Here is a 17,840-nt window from a genome sequence, read left to right as displayed (position 1 = left end):
GTCCATGACTAAAGGCAAGGTAAAAGGTAATCGGAATCTGGATGAAGTGAAGAAAATTGCTTGTGATTTGATTGATGAGAATCAAATCCTTAAAGAGCAGGTTAAATCACTTCAGAATATGATCTTTGGTCGCAAATCAGAGAAAACGCCTAAAGATGACGGGCAAATGTCTCTGTTCGATATGCCTGAACCCGAACTTCCTATCCTGGAAAAAGAGGAGGAAGACGTAACGATTGGTGAACATACCCGTAAAAAACGTGGCCGCAAGCCTTTACCCGCCGATCTTCCCCGTATAGATGTTATACATGAACTCAGCGAGGATGAAAGACAGTGCAACTGCGGTTGCCTTAAGGAACGCATCGGCCAGGAAGAGTCAGAACAACTGGACTATATCCCTGCCAAAGTAAGGGTACTTCGAAACATCCGGTATAAATACGCCTGCAAAAATTGTGAAGGTGTGGAAGACGACGGCCCCACCGTGTCAATTGCCAGGATGCCTGAACAGATTATCCCCAAAAGCATTGCTACCCCAGGCCTTCTGGCACATATTCTGACCGCAAAATTTGCAGATGCCCTGCCGTTTTACCGTCAGGAAAAGCAATTTACCAGGATCGGTATTGAACTTGGCCGGTCGACCATGTGTACATGGGCCATGAAAGTCGCTGACGCCTGTGATATTCTAATCGACATGATGCAAAAGGACATACTGGCAAGCCCGATGATTGGTGCTGATGAAACACCTCTTCTGGTCTTAAAGGGCCCCCGGAAATCAAAATCATATATGTGGATTTTTAGAGGTGGTCCGCCTGATATGCCAATTATTCAATTCCAATATCATCCGACACGATCCGGAGATGTTGCCGCATCATTTTTGAATGGATACAAAGGCATTGTTCAGACGGATGGCTATAAAGGATATGATTTTCTGGACAAAATAACAGATATCATTCATGTGGCATGCTGGACTCACGCCCGCAGGGGATTTAAAAATGTAACAAAAGCTGCAGGGAATAAAAAGAGTTCGTCGGGCAATGCCGGCACCGCTTTAAAGTATATCAGTCTGCTTTATAAAATTGAAAAAGAAGCCCGGGTGCAGGAATTAACGCCTGACCAATTATATGCTCGGAGGCAAAAAGAAGCGGTTCCAATTTTAGAAGAGTTCAAGAAATGGCTTGATGCAAGAGTGGAAAAAGTTCCTCCCAAAAGTCTGCTTGGCAAGGCGATCCATTATACTCTCAACCAATGGCACAGGCTCATCCAATACACGACCGACGGAATCATCAGGCCTGATAACAATCTGGTTGAAAATGCCATCCGACCTTTTGTGGTCGGACGAAAGAATTGGCTTTTCTCGGACACCGTTAAGGGTGCCCGGGCCAGTGCACTGATTTACAGCTTGATTGAAACAGCCAAATCAAATGGGCTGGAGCCATATTGGTATCTCAAATATCTGTTTGAACACTTGCCTGAGGCTATGACGGAAGATGATTTTAAGGCGTTGCTTCCATACAATGTCGATAAAAAACAGTTGGCTTGACCTTCCGCCCCCTGAGTGGGGTTAAAACATCGCTTACGTTTCAATTCCACACTGGTCTGATTAAAAGCTGGTATAAAAAACATGGATCATATACTCTATAACCGTTTCAATTCCACACTGGTCTGATTAAAAGCAAACGTGTCTGATTCATCGGCTATTTGGTTTCTGCGTTTCAATTCCACACTGGTCTGATTAAAAGCCATTCTAATTGTTCAATGGTCGGAACATCCCTAGTTTCAATTCCACACTGGTCTGATTAAAAGTTGAAAGAGGCCGTTCTAAAGCTTATTGGAACCATGTTTCAATTCCACACTGGTCTGATTAAAAGTATTGCGTTTTGAGAAATATCTCTGGTTATTCCGTGTTTCAATTCCACACTGGTCTGATTAAAAGCAGAAAAGCATTATCTGACCCATACGCCGTGGATACGTTTCAATTCCACACTGGTCTGATTAAAAGTTTGGTCCATACTGCTTGAATGCAATCCGCTTATCCTGTTTCAATTCCACACTGGTCTGATTAAAAGTATTGCGTTTTGAGAAATATCTCTGGTTATTCCGTGTTTCAATTCCACACTGGTCTGATTAAAAGCAGAAAAGCATTTGTATTTTAGTATGTTTCAATTCCACACTGGTCTGATTAAAAGAACTTCTTGGTGGATCACCAAAAAAATAGGATATTAGTTTCAATTCCACACTGGTCTGATTAAAAGATGGCAATGTGGATATTTATTCGTTTGTATTTTAGTATGTTTCAATTCCACACTGGTCTGATTAAAAGAACTTCTTGGTGGATCACCAAAAAAATAGGATATTAGTTTCAATTCCACACTGGTCTGATTAAAAGTTGTAAAACTCTGAAACAGGTTTTTCAATCTTACAAGTTTCAATTCCACACTGGTCTGATTAAAAGTTGATTTTTTCGATTAGCGCCCACACGTCTGTTTCGGTTTCAATTCCACACTGGTCTGATTAAAAGAACAGCTTTTCCTTGAGTCTCCTGTTTGCCCTCCAAAGTTTCAATTCCACACTGGTCTGATTAAAAGATATGTCACGGTAAATTTTCCACGTCGCGCAAACCTGTTTCAATTCCACACTGGTCTGATTAAAAGACGTGTTATTCCAACAGTGGTGGACTGAAAACAGCGAAGTTTCAATTCCACACTGGTCTGATTAAAAGTTGGTGATTATCTCGATGCGATCAACCGGGGTATTGGGTTTCAATTCCACACTGGTCTGATTAAAAGCATCAATATCTTGTAAACAAGAGCATCTCACCACAGTTTCAATTCCACACTGGTCTGATTAAAAGACGAGCTGATTGACACGAAAAATATTGGTACAAGTGTTTCAATTCCACACTGGTCTGATTAAAAGGTGCTTTTTTATCTTTTTTTCTACCACTTCACCGTTGTTTCAATTCCACACTGGTCTGATTAAAAGAATGTTCAAAATATCGGGACTGGCTTACAGGACATGTTTCAATTCCACACTGGTCTGATTAAAAGTATTTTATTGTTGGTGGTAAAAAAGCAATGTTCCCTTGTTTCAATTCCACACTGGTCTGATTAAAAGTTTGATATGGCTGAAGTAAGGCCGCTTTGCGATGTGTTTCAATTCCACACTGGTCTGATTAAAAGACTTCGCCACCTGCCATGAATTTCTTTTTCCCGAAGTTTCAATTCCACACTGGTCTGATTAAAAGTTTTCTCGGAGCCATTCAAAAACTAAAGATTAATAAGTTTCAATTCCACACTGGTCTGATTAAAAGTATGCAGATCCAAGACATTAAAGTTTCATTGTCTCAGTTTCAATTCCACACTGGTCTGATTAAAAGTAATAAAATAATAAACCCATGTTGTAATACTATAACAGTTTCAATTCCACACTGGTCTGATTAAAAGAAGTCAACAAGGTCGGGAAATTAGTCACTACGTCAGTTTCAATTCCACACTGGTCTGATTAAAAGAGGTTACGGCAACCGCTGCTGAATTGAATATAATGGAGTTTCAATTCCACACTGGTCTGATTAAAAGAAGGATCTCTTGCAATTGATACAGTCAATACAAGCCTGTTTCAATTCCACACTGGTCTGATTAAAAGAAGAGAGGTAGAAATGATTAAATATCTTAATGTACCAAGTTTCAATTCCACACTGGTCTGATTAAAAGAGTAGCAAAGCCAGGAACAGGGAATCTATCAACCGTGTTTCAATTCCACACTGGTCTGATTAAAAGTTTGTTGACAAATTCAATATGGTTTGAGTTTCTTCGGTTTCAATTCCACACTGGTCTGATTAAAAGTTATCGAACCTGCCATTACTGATTATACTGATTTTAGTTTCAATTCCACACTGGTCTGATTAAAAGAATTTAGCGAAGATAAATGTCAAAGCGCAGAGTATGTTTCAATTCCACACTGGTCTGATTAAAAGCTTCTTGGTGGGTCACTAAGAAAATGGGTTATTGGTTTCAATTCCACACTGGTCTGATTAAAAGATGTCATATTTTTTTTCCAATTCAAAAGTTAATTAGTTTCAATTCCACACTGGTCTGATTAAAAGCAGGGCCAGCAGAACCAGCAGGGTGGGTATCAGCAGTTTCAATTCCACACTGGTCTGATTAAAAGTGCCCGTTCCTGATTTTGCTACTGGCCCTTTTAAGTTTCAATTCCACACTGGTCTGATTAAAAGGGCATGTCAATTGCTGGATTGGCTTGCCCTTCAAGGTTTCAATTCCACACTGGTCTGATTAAAAGTATAGTTGCCCTATGATGCGTTTCTCCACTATGGATGTTTCAATTCCACACTGGTCTGATTAAAAGTAGGCTCTTTTCCGTTAAAAGTAATTTTCACATAAAAGTTTCAATTCCACACTGGTCTGATTAAAAGTGATATGACAATGCTTGTACCAAAGGAATAATTATGGTTTCAATTCCACACTGGTCTGATTAAAAGTATTTTGATACCCATCGTCACTATGGCGATAAAATTGTTTCAATTCCACACTGGTCTGATTAAAAGATGAAGGAAAGTTTTTAGTTTTCAACAGAGAAATGCGTTTCAATTCCACACTGGTCTGATTAAAAGGAGATAAAAAGTCATGAGCAAGAAAAAGAGATGCAAAAGTTTCAATTCCACACTGGTCTGATTAAAAGTTATTTCGAGCAATTACAAGGATTTTGAAATCATAAGTTTCAATTCCACACTGGTCTGATTAAAAGAGGGATCTAAAGAAGTACTTGATTATTTTGCATATCAGTTTCAATTCCACACTGGTCTGATTAAAAGTCCGAGAGATTATAAAGTGACCAGTGGTTTTTTGATGTTTCAATTCCACACTGGTCTGATTAAAAGGTCTCAAGATTCTGGAGGTGACGAAGAACAAACACTGTTTCAATTCCACACTGGTCTGATTAAAAGATGGTTGCAGGTTAGCTGATACCGCCATGTCGGAAGTTTCAATTCCACACTGGTCTGATTAAAAGCTACGCCGGACGCGGGAAAAATACCCAGAACTATTGTTTCAATTCCACACTGGTCTGATTAAAAGCCCTGAATAACGAGCGCGGCCTCATCCTCCCAACGCTGTTTCAATTCCACACTGGTCTGATTAAAAGAACCAAGATTGACAAGCGTACCATCTCTGAGAATCTGTTTCAATTCCACACTGGTCTGATTAAAAGCGCCCCAGACGGCAATTGATATGAGTCAGGTTACAGGTTTCAATTCCACACTGGTCTGATTAAAAGCTTTTGCTTCGAGTTTCTGTCCATCCTTTACAAGGGGGTTTCAATTCCACACTGGTCTGATTAAAAGCCGTGGCTGCTTCAGGAATAAACTCAATGAGTTATGTTTCAATTCCACACTGGTCTGATTAAAAGAGTTATTTGTATCCGGTCGCCGCCTGGGTTTTCCACGTTTCAATTCCACACTGGTCTGATTAAAAGGACAACTGGTGATGTTGTTTGGGGTGAATGTGCTTAGTTTCAATTCCACACTGGTCTGATTAAAAGAGAATTTGCAAAGTCAAAGGCGCTTAAGCAGGAGTTGTTTCAATTCCACACTGGTCTGATTAAAAGAATGGATATCATAAACACACCAATCAACAGCACAGAAGTTTCAATTCCACACTGGTCTGATTAAAAGATCAGAGTATGAGTTTGATAATGAGGCGTGGCAGTTGTTTCAATTCCACACTGGTCTGATTAAAAGGCTTACAATATCTAAGGCCAGTTTATTAGATTCAATCGTTTCAATTCCACACTGGTCTGATTAAAAGTCTGTCCATCCTTCTCGTTCTGTGTCAGCTGACACATGTTTCAATTCCACACTGGTCTGATTAAAAGAAATAATGAACGTAAAATTAAGGAGTTATTGAAAAAGTTTCAATTCCACACTGGTCTGATTAAAAGCGGTACAATAGCATATAAGTACTCGTCATACACTAGTTTCAATTCCACACTGGTCTGATTAAAAGACGGTCCCCCCGTCCATAACACTTCTGATAACCAGGTTTCAATTCCACACTGGTCTGATTAAAAGCCATCAAAAAAACAATATAAAATTAACAGGTTGTATTAATAAATCAAACTGTTTTTTCCGTCAACCCCCAATAGCGTAAAATCATAGGAAGATCGACGGATTTTTATAAATTGTCAAAGAACAAGCACTCATAAAAAATTATCCGTATCATCTTTTTCAAACCCGCAGATATCTTTGTCCATCCATTTGATATCACGGCTTTTGAAAAAAATAACCGAATCTTTTGAGCTATCAATAATATCGTTGACTTCATACTTCATTTTCTCAAATTTAGCTTTGGTAAGCTCCCCCTCAAAGACAGAATTCTGAATACGGATAAGGTATTTTTTCAATAATTTAAACATATGTCTTAATCTTTTCCGACCCGCCTTTGTTTCAGTATTTATATCATACATTGCAATAATATACATAATTACCACCACATCTTGAACCCGGTATATTTTTCTTCACCCAGAATATGTTTAACAATTTTATAACACTCCAGCCGTATAAGCCGTTTGTAAGAAACATTGCGATTGAGTTTCTTATGTTTAATAGTCTTTTTCAGCCTTTCATCATATTTTCTTAAAAATTTCATCCGGCCCTGATCTTTCAGATAACAATAGTTAAGGTCTTTATCCGTATCTTTTTCCGTTAATTCTTTTTTGTTGATCATGGTAAAGATCATTCTATCAAGGAGGATGGGCTTAAAAATTTCCGATATATCAAGGGCAAGGGAGTACCGCCTGTAACCCGGCTCATGAAGAAAACTCACGGTAGGATCAAGCTGGGTTCTATAAATTTCAGACAGAACCGTTGTATAAACAAGGGAATTACCAAATGAAATCAGGGAATTTATAAAATTATCCGGCGGTCTTTTAATACGTTTTTTAAATTCAACCTTATTTTGAACAATTTCATTAAAAGCAGAATAATACAAATCCCTGATATTTCCTTCTATGCCCATTAAATATGAAATTGAATCCGCATTTTTTAATGATTTTTTTAACTCTTTTATCTTTAAAATTTTTTCACCGATATCTCTTTCCCTGTTTTTATAATAGGTTAAATTGGTGATAATATTTGAAGCTGCGGCATTCAATAATTCATAGGCCAAAACCATTCTTTTTTTATCGTCAAGATAATGCTTTGCCTGACTGATGGTGACATGCCCTGAAAGATATTGCTCTCTTGGGACAAATGAACCGGAATAAAATCCGTAATAATTAAAAATATGAACGGGAATTTTTTGTTGCCCCAGAAAATTCAGCAATTTTGTATTCAGAGTATGTTCATTGAAAAGAAAAAGGTCACAAATTGATTCAACAGGACGGTATTTCTTTTCTCCGTCAATTTCAAACATCAAAGAATTGTCTTTTCTTTTGATGGTACTATTTGAAAAAAGATATAAGGATTGTTTCATATGACACCTTTATATAAAAATATTCAAAATCAAAACAGCGACTTTAATGTTTTATTATTGGCAACCCCGGATGAAATATCAGGTATTCCCATGGCAGTTAGACAAAACAAAATTCATAATAAGCGCATTTTTTACAATACGGTTTGTTTATTATTGCCGGAGGTTTTTTCCTGTCAAGGATTTCATGGATATCAGAAAAAATAGTCTTAAATTCCATTTCATCTTCAGCATCCAATATCACTTTTTGTCTTTGCTTCAGTTTTGGATAATCTATTTCACCGATTATGTTTTTAACCCCCATTTTATTTAAAAAATATATATAGTACTTCAGCTGATAAATATGGGCTTTTTCAATCTTGTTTGATTTCTTGATTTCATGAATAACCCCCGTATTATCAATGAAATCAATTTTGATATTGCCGATTTCAATCTGCTTTTTATTGCGTTTATAAGTGCTTTCATCAATGAGTTTTCCCAACTGCACATATTCATTTTCATCTTCAAACCGAATAGCTCTTGTAAACAACCAGAGTTTTCGCTTACAGACAAAATAATAATTAATCTGTGTGCCGGTAAAATTAATATTATCCATATTTTCTCCCATTAAAAACCGGTTCAAAATGAATTTTATTTTGCTGCTTTTTCAACACAACCAAAACCGGCGCTGTTTTTTTCACCCCATCCGCAATCATACCCGATTTTAATTAACTCAGGATCTGCCTCTATATAAAAAGGGGCTTCCATGGCTTTGACTTTAATATTATTTTTAAATTCAATCAATTTTGATATTCTGCCATTTCTTTTTACGATATAGTTGTTTTCAAAATGAAACTGAAAAGGAAATTTCATATTTTCATATGGGATATTATTGATGGTTTCATATTTGTTAATAAGATTTTTCTTTAAATTTTCAACAAAATGATCTCTTTCCGCGGGCACCATATAGTTTAAAAAATGTTGCACCCTTTTACCTTTTTCTTTGATCATTATGCTTGAAACGGTTATGGGCGACAAACAAATAAATTTTTCAGTATTGGTAAACTGACAATCTTCCTGAATATCAACATTTACAATATCAAAAAAATGTCTTTGCCCGCTCAAGTTTAACATCATTTTCTGATTTGAAAATATGCCGAGGATTAAATGTCTCATGCTTTTTTCCATGATGGTGGAAAACACAAATTGTATTTTTGAAACCTTATAAAAACCGCCATTCCCATTATTTTTAGGACTAAAGTTGAGCTTTGAAAAGGTAAATAGTTTAAAAAGCTTATTGATGCCATCTTTTACATACCCTTTATCATGTAAAAAACTTGAATAGTTTGCTGATGATTCTTGAATTAAAGAGTACAAAGCTGAATGAACTGCATATTGATAATTATAGGGAAAAAAGGCCGGTTGATTCGTTATTGCTGTTATTTTTATACGCAAAATCATACCTTTCCGGAAGGCTTCAGGGTTAGTGAAGCCTGCAATCATTTAAAGTTAATCATTTATTTTAATAATCTGGTCTTCATAGTCAAAGGCCATCATTCTGTCTATTAAGTTTTTTTCTGCCTCTTCCAGGGCTTCCGCAGTTTCAGACTTTGTCAGAAAATACCCCCCTGCAGAAAGGGTCACAAAAGTTTCAACACCTTCCAGATCCTCTTCAATGACAGGAATTGCTTTTTTTTCATCTTCTTCACTTAATTTTGCCCTGATACTGCCGGCGATTTTATTGGCATTGGTGCTGATGGAAACGGCCAGGGTCTCCATGAGACTGAAGGTTCTTGACTGGTTTGAGGTGATACGCCAGTTGATGATGGCCTTTGCAATGGCAGGTATAAGTTTGTTCCTTGTTTCAGGCGGTGCAACAAGGCAGTTTCCAAAAATATTGTTGGATTCAAGCCAACCGGATTCTTTTAATCTGTCTTCGGTTTCCTTTGTGATTTCCGGCTCAAAAACACTTTGAGTAACACAAAAAAGCCGCCTTAAATCAATGGCAATATCCTGCACAAATAATCCGGTTGCCCTTTTATTATCCGGTATCCATTTTCGTATCAAACTCCTGTCCTTATCCTGAAGCAATGTTATGATATCATCTTCACAAAGCTCTTTCCCATTTGGGTCCCTGACAATGACCGTGTTATTGGGCCGGTCACTGCGGTCAAAGGTTATGTTTTCCCTGTCTATACCGGCAAGCAAAGGGTGCAAAGCCCGCATGGCTGATATGGAAAGCGGGCTTCTTCGTTTTATGGTTTTTTCCTTCCCCCCCTTGGAAGCTTTCATCCACCCGCCCAATAATTGATCAAAATGAGAAGGATCACATGTGCCGAAAACCTCTCCTTCCGTGATCTCTTTTTTCTTTGTAACATCAAATATAAAGGTTGTGGGTGCAGGCAATTGGTTTAACTGGCGAGCCAATGTATCTATTAAAGACCGCTTTATCTGCTGTCCGCTTGAATATGGGATATACCGGTTAAATTGAGGGTCATAGTAGGTTTTCTGACCATCAGCCACACAGAACACAGTATGTTCCGCCCGTTTTAAAGTTCTTATATATATGGTGTTCATAAATTTCTCCCTGAAATTAACTATTGATTATAAAGTGGTTAAATATTTCTTTCCTCATAAGCATAATCAAACCGCAGCAGAACAACAAAATAAGCAAAATCCTCGGAAGTCATCAAATGCACCCTTTTTTTCAACTCCCTGATAATTTCCAGATATTCGCTCTGAACATCTTTGATAACCACTGCCAGGGCATCTATGAACTTTTTCCTGGATGCGGCAATGAGCAGTTCTTTTTCAATGAGGTTTTTTCGATCTGTTTTGCGGCCGTCTTCACGATACTCATGGAGTGCCCTGGCAATTTTCTCTGTGTAATCCAGCATGTCTTCCTTGTTTTTTGTAAGCATAGCAACCAACCATGTTTTATAGGTTCTGAACAATATTACTTTTTCATACTCTTTATTTGACGCCTTTTGTTTCCTTGTTTGAAAATCCTCTGCAGACTCTCCTTTTTTTAAAACGGGAATCGCCGTCTTCTTGAAATTCGGGGTTTTGCCCTGTTTGAAATACTTTTTAAGATCTTTGGGCTGCAAGGCATGGAGCCCGATTGCCCCCAATTCACAGGCCCTTTTGATATGGATGCCAAACATCTCTTCATAGGCCCGGCTGTCTTTGATCGCGTTGTTTTTTCCAAATAAAATTTTGTAAAAATCCTTGATTCTTCTGGCCTGTTGAAAATGAAAAGGGATAAATCCAATGGTTTTGTTGGTTTGTCCAAGACTGTACAGATAGCCCATCAAGGTCTGGTCTGGAAATTTGCTTGAAAGATTAAAAAAAAGTTGACTCCATTTAACAGTATTTATGAGAATGTTTCCTTGTTTATCATGGCTGAACATTTTCATATTATCCAAAACCCCAAAATCAAAACCTTTTCTAAATTTTTTTCCATGATAATAATTAAGCCATTGACCATTCCAGGTGTTAATTTTATTGGGAGCCAATTTGTCAATGCTATTCTCATTGAGAAAACCACGATACACCTGCCAGCCGTCATAGAGGGTTAAAAGGATTTCAGGATCATTAAAAAAAATGCAATACCCCCCTGAAACACCAATACCCAGACCAGCACCGATCCAGGAATCGTAAATCCCGAATTCATCTGCAGGAATATCAATATCACTTACAAGCCCCGAGGTAGTGGCAAATTCATTGGCTTCCGATGCAGGAAAACCAATGGCAATACTGGCATCCCTGTCTCCGGTTGTTATCTTTTCCGCCAGATTATTTAATTTTTCAATTCTATCTTCTTCTCTCAGAAGATGCGGTTTTTGACCCTTTTTCATCTGCACAAAAGGTGAATTGGTTTGCCAAAGCATGTATTTTGGATGATTGAAAAACAGCTCAAAAAATACTGTTTCAAAAAATTGCTTTGACGTATAGGACTTGTTGTACTTTTTGTTAAATGCCGTCAAAAATGTCCGGCCAATAGTCATGGAAATCATAATAAAATCTTTTCTATAAAAAATTTAAGTCCGCTTTTCTATCGTTTGCTTTAGCCAGATCCAACCCAGTTTCCCGGCTGTATCCCGAGTCCGGGATAACAAAAGGATTGCTGCCGAAATTGAGTTGAAAATAATTTTTTACTGCATAATATCGCACTGGAATTTCCAGCATCATCTGGTCTTCAAAACCTGCTTGTTCATAGGCTTGGCAATCCGAATCAACAATACAGTTCACGCTGTCCACCTCAAGAAGTTCAAGTAGTATGGACCGATCCCGGTGGGTGAGCATTGGTACATTCCATCTGCCGTTTCCTTTATAGGCAGTGTGATTTTCAATGCTGGTATAAGACAAATCAGGATAAACACAATTGATTTTTTCCTGATAATCCGATTCATGTAGAACTTGATCATGATCCAGTACAGCATAACTTTTCCTTAAAATTTCAAGCTCATATGGCCGGGCTGCTTTTTCATCCTCTGGCGGAGCTATGACATAAACAGGTTTATATGTGCCGATGGTGGCGGGTGTCCGTTTTCTATTAATCCTGCCAAATCTTTGGATCAAGGAATCAATGGGGGCTGTTTCGGTTATCATCAGATCAAAACTGATATCCAGACTGACCTCAACCACCTGGGTGGAAACAACAATGCAGGCGTTTGAAGAGGTATTGAATTCAAAGGTAGTATTTCCCTGGCTGTCCAATCCCAATAGACTGGCTTCCTTATCCCGCCGGTCTCCCCGTTTAAACCGGCTGTGAATAAGAAGCAAAGGAATGTCAGAGAATGCCTCTTTTACAATTTCAAACATCTCCTGGGCTGAATCCACACGGTTACAAACAAGCAAAATTTTATTATTTTTCTTGATGGCCTCCTTGATAACGGCATGGGCATCATCCCAAGAGCCGATCTTATGCAGGATATGGCGGTCGAATTTTTCAAGTTCAATGGAATCCAGCGAAATTTCAGACACAAAATCCCTGCCCAGCAAATCAATAATTTCATTATACAGGGAAGAGGACATTGTGGCGGTGCCGATATGAATCCGGCAGCCAATATGGTTCAACACCTCAACTATTTTTAATACGATTGATTTTGAAACATTGTCATAGGTATGAATTTCATCCAGAATAACATCACATCCTTTTAAATCTTCAATCATGGACTCAAATCCCCTGGTGGCAAAAATAATTGACGCCAGTTGATAAGGGGTAAGCACCTTTACGCTCGACCCCACAAGCCTTTGAAGAAGCATATCTTCATGGGATTCAGCACCTGATGAAATTTTGGAAGATGAATGAAGAACCCGGATATCCAGATTGGGATTCAATTTAATCAAATCTGTTTTCACCCTTTTGAACATGGCGTTGATGGAGGCTTGAAACGGCAATGTATAAAAAACCCTGCCCCTGCAACGGCGAAAAAGATAATCGGTTTTCCCCGCACCAGTACACGCCACCACCATGGTATGGGGTCGATTGGATGAGGCTTTTTTTAAGGATAAGGGATAAAGTTGGGACGTTCTGTTGTAAAATTCCAGTATGGGTTTTTTAAATGTATGAGGCAGATAATCGGGTGCGGCAGAAGATAAAGCCGATGCAAAATGATCAGCCGACATCAGAAGACCGCGCCATTCTGAATAGCCGTTATTCATAATTGTATTTTCACAATATTCCAGAACCTTGAAATAATTTTCCTTTGCTTCGTCATAGCCAATGTCCCTGGAATTAATTCCAAAACCTGCGAGAATCTTTAAGGCATCAAGCTTCCAAACATCCCAGTGTTCAATATGAAACTCAAAAATATCATCTTCATTTTCTTCAAGATCAAGAATGCCTTTTAACCCTTTGTCATTTTCAATAGACTTATGATGGGCGATGATCATTTCAATGAGTTGGGGATGATATGTTTTTTCAACCAGCGAGAGAAAAAAACAGGACGCAATTTCATGACGGAATGTTGATTGCCCGGTTTTATATTTAGATACAAGCCGTTCTTGAAAAATCGGACTTGCTTTTCCGATATCATGAAAAACCGCCCCCAGTTTTGCAGTTTCAACGTCAAAATTCAAATAACCGGCAAACACTTTAATGGCGGATTTAACCTGACAAAGATGAGCATATAAAGTCGTGAACTCAGGAGCGCCCTTGGCTTTTATGTGATCACAGACATCCATGATCAACAGATATGTTTTACAGGATTACCAACGACCTTCAGCCAGCCGTACATGGGCGCATTATTATCAAAACGGTTATATCCGACCAAAAAAGATTGATCTGTTTGTTCAAACACCAACTCAAACCCGTTGAAAAAATCCTCTTGGGTATCAAATTCTTTTTCAGGCACTTCAAGAATTTTTCTGCCTGGAAATAATATATCTTCATTCCTGCAAAGACAGATGTGCTGTTTTGCCGCATGAACAGCATCTTGTTCATTGTCAAACCCAAGATATAAAACAGGTTCGATAAGAACGCCCCGAACGATTATCGAGTATTTCCTGAAAAAATTGTTGTTTTTTTTATTCCATCCCCTGGGCTGAATCTGTTCCTGCTGATGAGAGATCTGTTTATACGATAATCTGTGTCGTTTAATTTTATACAGACCATAAGTCTCGGATAAAAGATCGGGAAACAGCTTCCTTTCCATACCCGCCACGATTGAAGGAGTCAGGAACTGTTGACTGAAAGTTTCGCTGTCCCTGACTGCTGTCCAGGGTTTGATGAATCCAAAGGGGCCGGTATAATTAACAAAATACATAATGGCATAAGATCCTTTTATTTTTCATTTACGATAACTTTTGCATATTACGATACCTTTGCATATAGCCGATTCATTTGTGCATATAATAGCCGATTCCTGTATTTTGTCTTACTATTTGCACTGATTTTTTCGCAATATGCGAAATATATAGCTTATATATTCTTTTCATCCATTACTTCAAGAGATTAATTTATTTTAGAGTAAAAGCTGCCTGTAAGGTAAAATCAGATTTTAAAACCAATGCATATAGGTGCGTCAGGTATTTATTTATCAGTCCCGGCCACCCCAGGATATTGTTATAATATACCCCCCAAGGCTTAAAATCATCAAGGCGTAAATCGTAAAAAAGAATATATTCAAAGGGTTATCCGTTATTGTCAGCTTCACCCCGACGCGCTCCTGGTTGTCGGCTTTTTTAACAATAAAGTCCGTCAAGGCAACCTGGATGGATCCATGCCGAAGCGGCGACAGCATCATCACTTTTTTTGTTTCCATAAGGGTTGAGGCCTGATAAAGCGATACTATGGCAAAATTTTGTTTGCGATGAATATTGTCCCGTGTCATCATTATTCGCTGCTCTTGTTTACCGGCTTTTAAAATATTAATATCATCCTTGAACACGATATCAGAAACTTCAATGAGATATTGGTTTTGAAACAGCATTTTTGAATTGGAAAAAAGTGTTATATTACCCTGCTTGTGACCAACCACAAGGATGAGCCCATGACAGGCCAGTACCACAATAAACAGGCAGTGAAGCACAAAAAACAGCCACTTTTCAAATTTGCCTGATTTTCTGGCCACCTGGATCTGTTTTGTAAAACTGCAGCAAAGTGTATTCACAAAAAGCAAACCAGCACTCAGACACAGCAGTGCAAACCATACCACCAGAACCGGGGTTTGTGACCAGGCTGATTTAAGCCATTCAAAAATAAGGGTCTCATTCATTACCTTGAAATCGTTTTTATACCAGCGGCTCAAATAAACTCCTGCCCCCATAAAGCAAACCAGGCAAACAAGATTATAAAAAGCAAATTTTATGGAGCTTAGTTTTTGAATCATAATGGTTTTCCTCTAATGATAAAATATCATCCACAGGGCAAAAATCCCGGGAAGCGACCCAGATAACGTTCGTATCAACCGGTTATTTCCAAAAGCCGGAGGCATATGACAGACAATCATAACCAGCACAAACAACAAAGAGGCTTTAAAAAATCCATTGCTCCATTGCCAGGAATCCCCGAACCAGTTCAGGCACCAGACTGATCCTGACCACTCGCCGCAAAGATAAATAAGCGCGCCCACAAGGATTTTATGCCGTGCCTGTTTTAACAAGACCGCCTTTTCCCTGAATCCTTCAAAAAAGCAAGTCAGATGCAATACCATGACATGAACAAAAAAGGCGGCTGCCACAAGTCTTAAATCAAAAAACAGCATCACCCATATATTGTCATACATATAATAGTCATCATTTACAGCCATGGGCTTTCCCAGCACAAGTGCCAATATCAGCAAAACAACAATTGAATTTACTAAAAAAACATTTCCTGTGCACCCTCTTGCCAGCAGTACCACGACAAATATGATGTAAACACAAGCCTCAAAAGGTCCGAAAAGCGGAGGCCGTCCAGTGACAAATACAATGAACAGCACGCCTGCCAGGCAAGTCAAGATCTCCAAGTGCCTGAACCACTTTGCGATCGTATCTTTTTTCAGCAAAAGGAGTACAAGTTCTCCTGCAAACAGCAGGAACATGATCCAATAGACAAGGGTTGGAAATATCTGTATCATTTTAACCATTTTCCTGATCCTCTAATATATGGCTTGGAAGAAATATTTTTTGTTGAGCATTCAGCCGGATCTCAGATGTATTTGTGCCATAAAGTTCTGAAATATTTTTTGTTGTCATCACCAAATTTTTATCTCCCTGGACCATGATTTCACCGTTTTTCAACATGATCACATCATCGGCAAACAAAGTTGCCATATTGGGATCATGCATGGAAGCCACAATACTGATACCTTTTGAACGGCAAAGCTGTTTGATGGATGACAGCAGATGATACTGGTTATTAAAATCAAGGTGATTTGTTGGCTCATCTAACAGCATGATCTTTGTTGTCTGGGCAAGGGCACGGGCAAGCAGGGTAATCTGACGTTCCCCGCCGGATATCCGGTTGAAATTTTTATGGGCCAGCCCCTGGGCGTTTAATTCCCTCAGGGCATTTGCGGCAATCTGATAATCTGTCTCATCCGGCTTGGCCGCAATCTTTAAAAAAGGTGCCCTTCCCATTACCACCACATCAATCACCTTATAGGGAAAAACATCAATATGCTCCTGGGGCACCAGACTGATCAATTGTGCGATCTCGTTCTGGGCAAGGGACATCAACGGTCTTCCATGAACCAGTATCCGGCCTGAAATTTTTGTCAGTATCCTGTTCAGGCAATGAATCAAAGTGGTTTTGCCGGAACCGTTTCTGCCCAGAACGGCACAGAAAGTGCCCGATTGCACCTGAAAGCAAATGTCTTTCAAAATCTTTTTATCCCCGTAATCAAAACCGAGGCTGCAGCATTCTAATGTTACAGCCATCCGGTACTCCGGTTCTTAAACATAAAATAACCGAAAATCGGGGCTCCTGTCAGGGCGGTAAGAATCCCCACTGGAATTTCAGCAGAAGAGACACTTCTTGCGGCAGAATCCGCAATCAAAAGAAACAAACCTCCCATAAGCGCTGTCACTGGAATCATCTTTTCATGCTCCGGCCCCACAAAAGATCTTGCCATATGGGGGATCACAAGCCCTATCCATGATATCTGCCCGCAGGTTGCAACGGAAACAGCCACCATGAATGAACTTGCCGTAATCAGGATAATCCTGAAAAAAGACGGGTTCATACCCAGGGATTTTGCCTGAACATCCCCCAGGGAAAGAATATTAAGCCTGAAACTCAGCACAATGAACAAGATCAATCCTGCCAGGGTAAAAGGTGCCATCACCAGAATAGTATCCCAGGTCACCCGGCTTAAACTGCCCATGACCCAGAAAACAATGCTGGGAAGCTCGTCATAGGGATCTGAAAAATATTTGATCGCCATGAGCAGGGCATTAAAAAAAGACAGCACAACCATACCTGCCAGCACCAGGACAATCATTGGTTTAATGGAAATCACCTTTGCAAGTCCCACACTCATGGAAACCGCAAGAATCCCGAATCCAAAAGACAGAATATGGACAAGAGAAAAAGAGTCAAAAGGAAGAATAAGCCCCAGGGCCGCACCAAAGGTGCATCCTGCCGACACCCCCAGAATATCCGGTGACACCAGCGGATTTCTGAACAACGCCTGGTAAACAGCTCCCGATACGGCAAGACTTGAACCCACCAGAACAGCCATAATGCATCTGGGCAAGCGTATCCATAAAAAAACAAGTTCCTTTGGAATCAGATCTCCCACCGAATCCCTGCCATTATACAGGTTTGAAAAAATAGCCGTCAGATCGCAAATTTTGATTGTCACCCTGCCCGATATAGCGGATACGGCAAATGCAGCCGTTAAAACAAAAATCAGCAGATAAATCACTTGCCTGGATGAAGAAAAAGTTTTCATT

13 protein-coding genes and 1 CRISPR repeat array are annotated in these 17,840 nt (G+C 39.1%); of the genes, 1 reads left to right on the top strand and 12 read right to left on the bottom strand.

What is annotated here, in order from left to right; translation table 11 throughout:
• Positions 1-4 precede the first annotated feature (4 nt).
• Positions 5-1,537 carry an IS66 family transposase gene (gene tnpC, locus TOL2_RS05250; RefSeq protein ID WP_014956144.1) on the top strand — a complete coding sequence of 511 codons (1,533 nt, stop codon included), beginning with the start codon at positions 5-7 and terminating at the stop codon, positions 1,535-1,537.
• Between the two features lie 37 nt (positions 1,538-1,574).
• Positions 1,575-6,079: direct repeats of the CRISPR family, unit length 30 nt; unit sequence GTTTCAATTCCACACTGGTCTGATTAAAAG.
• Positions 6,080-6,207: 128 nt separating this feature from the next.
• On the opposite strand, the gene cas2 is transcribed toward tnpC, so the two are convergent.
• The 12 genes from cas2 to TOL2_RS05190 all read right to left on the bottom strand — a co-directional run bounded on the left by cas2 (position 6,208) and on the right by TOL2_RS05190 (position 17,839).
• Positions 6,208-6,489, bottom strand: a complete 282-nt coding sequence (cas2, locus tag TOL2_RS05245; RefSeq protein ID WP_014956481.1) for a CRISPR-associated endonuclease Cas2 — start codon at positions 6,487-6,489, stop codon at positions 6,208-6,210.
• A 2-nt stretch (positions 6,490-6,491) separates the two neighbouring features.
• Positions 6,492-7,481 carry a type I-B CRISPR-associated endonuclease Cas1b gene (gene cas1b / locus TOL2_RS05240; RefSeq protein WP_014956480.1) on the bottom strand — a complete coding sequence of 330 codons (990 nt, stop codon included), beginning with the start codon at positions 7,479-7,481 and terminating at the stop codon, positions 6,492-6,494.
• Positions 7,482-7,578: 97 nt separating this feature from the next.
• A complete protein-coding gene (cas4, locus tag TOL2_RS05235; RefSeq protein WP_041279291.1) occupies positions 7,579-8,073 on the bottom strand; it encodes a CRISPR-associated protein Cas4 in 495 nt (164 codons plus the stop codon).
• Positions 8,074-8,108: 35 nt separating this feature from the next.
• The gene (gene cas6 / locus TOL2_RS05230) at positions 8,109-8,918 is read right to left on the bottom strand and encodes a CRISPR-associated endoribonuclease Cas6 (protein WP_232508079.1); all 810 of its coding nucleotides are present in this window, start codon (positions 8,916-8,918) and stop codon (positions 8,109-8,111) included.
• Positions 8,919-8,966: 48 nt separating this feature from the next.
• Positions 8,967-10,034: a hypothetical protein gene (locus TOL2_RS05225; protein ID WP_014956477.1), complete on the bottom strand. Its 1,068-nt coding sequence runs from the start codon at positions 10,032-10,034 to the stop codon at positions 8,967-8,969.
• Between the two features lie 38 nt (positions 10,035-10,072).
• A complete protein-coding gene (locus tag TOL2_RS05220) occupies positions 10,073-11,473 on the bottom strand; it encodes a hypothetical protein (protein WP_014956476.1) in 1,401 nt (466 codons plus the stop codon).
• Between the two features lie 13 nt (positions 11,474-11,486).
• Positions 11,487-13,646, bottom strand: coding sequence for a CRISPR-associated helicase/endonuclease Cas3 (locus TOL2_RS05215; protein ID WP_014956475.1), 2,160 nt, complete (start codon positions 13,644-13,646; stop codon positions 11,487-11,489).
• A gap of 2 nt (positions 13,647-13,648) precedes the next feature.
• Positions 13,649-14,227: a hypothetical protein gene (locus TOL2_RS05210; protein ID WP_014956474.1), complete on the bottom strand. Its 579-nt coding sequence runs from the start codon at positions 14,225-14,227 to the stop codon at positions 13,649-13,651.
• Between the two features lie 273 nt (positions 14,228-14,500).
• Complete coding sequence (locus TOL2_RS05205) at positions 14,501-15,292, bottom strand: hypothetical protein (RefSeq protein WP_014956473.1); 792 nt, start codon at positions 15,290-15,292, stop codon at positions 14,501-14,503.
• A 12-nt stretch (positions 15,293-15,304) separates the two neighbouring features.
• Positions 15,305-16,021, bottom strand: coding sequence for a hypothetical protein (locus tag TOL2_RS05200; RefSeq protein ID WP_014956472.1), 717 nt, complete (start codon positions 16,019-16,021; stop codon positions 15,305-15,307).
• Position 16,022: 1 nt separating this feature from the next.
• Positions 16,023-16,823 (bottom strand): ABC transporter ATP-binding protein, encoded by an 801-nt coding sequence (locus TOL2_RS05195; RefSeq protein ID WP_041279288.1) that lies wholly within the window; start codon positions 16,821-16,823, stop codon positions 16,023-16,025.
• Positions 16,814-17,839, bottom strand: coding sequence for a FecCD family ABC transporter permease (locus tag TOL2_RS05190; RefSeq protein WP_014956470.1), 1,026 nt, complete (start codon positions 17,837-17,839; stop codon positions 16,814-16,816). Before TOL2_RS05190 ends, TOL2_RS05195 begins: the two co-directional genes overlap by 10 nt.
• Between the last annotated feature and the right edge of the window lies 1 nt (position 17,840).

Origin of the sequence: Desulfobacula toluolica Tol2, from assembly GCF_000307105.1 — a bacterium.
In the GTDB taxonomy this organism is placed as follows: domain Bacteria; phylum Desulfobacterota; class Desulfobacteria; order Desulfobacterales; family Desulfobacteraceae; genus Desulfobacula; species Desulfobacula toluolica.
This window is presented reverse-complemented; position numbering and strand designations above follow the sequence as displayed.